This window comes from Orenia metallireducens, assembly GCF_001693735.1.
GTDB classification, from domain to species: Bacteria; Bacillota; Halanaerobiia; order Halobacteroidales; family Halobacteroidaceae; genus Orenia; species Orenia metallireducens.
Map to the genome: position 1 here is coordinate 1,516 of NZ_LWDV01000011.1, position 1,532 is coordinate 3,047.

Consider the following 1,532-nt stretch of genomic DNA (forward strand, 5'->3'; position numbering starts at 1 on the left):
TATTAAGTATTCCAGTTAAACTTTTTATTAGATTATTCTGTGAGTTATCATTATTCAATTGCTGGAGAGTTTGCTTAATTTGTTGAGTATCTATTGATTTGGAATTATTCTCCAAGCTATTTAATAAATTATTATTTAGGTTTATACCCTCCTGAGCAATTCCAACTAAATTTAGTAAATTTAATAATCCTAAAATACTGATTACTTCATTAGGAGCTAACTGCTGTTGTGATTGAATATTAAATACACTCAATAACTTATCTACAGTTTTAGCTTCTGGTAAAAACAAATATTCATCCTTATACATCTAATCCCTCCTTCTCTTTCTTTATAAATATATTAATTAAAATATTAAAAATTGCCTGAAATGTAACGATTTTTATATTTTTTTCATACTATGTAACACGAAAACCAATGGGTCTAACCTTTTAAAATAAATCCAAAACTAAAGGAGGAAAAAGAAATGGAAAATTTTGAAGTTAAAGAAACTGAAATCAGAGAAAACAAAGATAATAATCTAAACAACCAAACTAAACAAGATTTATTTAATAATGACTTCCTACTACTGTTATTAATTCTATTTGTTTTCTTTGGTAATACTGAAGTATTCTCTGACCATTTTAATTTTCTAAATGGACAGGTAAAACAAGTTAAAAACTTATTAGATATAGCTGATGCTACTATACAGGCTTTAAACCAAGCAAGTCAAATTCCTCATCAAATGTTAAAATAAATAATGTTACTCCTTAATTGCTTCCCCCTGGCTGCCTTAAAAATCAATATTAATTATTTAGGGAATTCCTCCAAATCGTCATTCCCTAATAGGAAAGTTTAGGTAAAAGCATCACTACAACTTACTCTTTTATATCTAGGAAACAGGCAGCCCCCCCCTTCTCTTATTATTAAAAATATTAAGAGAAAAGGAAGACAACACTTACTCCCCCATAGAGCTGAGGTTTCCAGTATAGCCACGTCAAACGTTATATGCTCAAACTAGCCCAGGCGGCGTATTACCTAGTAGATCACCACGATCATTTGCATATATCCCCACACACCGACAGTCACAAACCGTATTTCTTAGAATACTTCTGGGATATTTCCTTTCCTATCTAACAGGGGAAAATCTAGGTGGTAAACCTAGTAGTTTTTTATTATAGTGAGTTATTCCTTTAACCTCACTCCACATTATATAAAGATGATACCTAAGTTAGCCTAGATACTATCTAAATTTATACTTGACTAAATTATCATAATTAGATATACTAAAGTCAATGAGCGGCAGACAAGAGAGCTAAGCTAAGCTAAGCTGAGCTAAGAAAGAGATAACATATATCTAATCTAAATTATCAATATCTAGATTATTTAGGTTATCAGATTATCTTGTCAAGGTATCGCTTTATAGTATCTAGGGACTACTACTCAAGACCAAAAGGCGGCCAACCTCTTGGAGTAGTAGTTTTTTATTTTACAGCAATTATTTAAAATTCGGCATTATTAATTACATTTTACAAGTTTTTGTTTTAATTAGCAAG

Annotated in this window: 2 protein-coding genes; one reads left to right on the top strand and one right to left on the bottom strand. The window is 30.3% G+C overall.

Going from position 1 to position 1,532, the window contains the following annotated elements:
- The coding region (locus U472_RS16950; protein ID WP_176714196.1) for a hypothetical protein at nucleotides 1–307 on the bottom strand (307 nt) is incomplete at its 3' end.
- A gap of 156 nt (nucleotides 308–463) precedes the next feature.
- Here U472_RS16950 and U472_RS16010 point away from each other — a divergent pair.
- Entirely contained in the window at nucleotides 464–733 is a 270-nt protein-coding gene (locus U472_RS16010) for a hypothetical protein (RefSeq protein WP_068719850.1), read from the top strand.
- Nucleotides 734–1,532 lie beyond the last annotated feature (799 nt).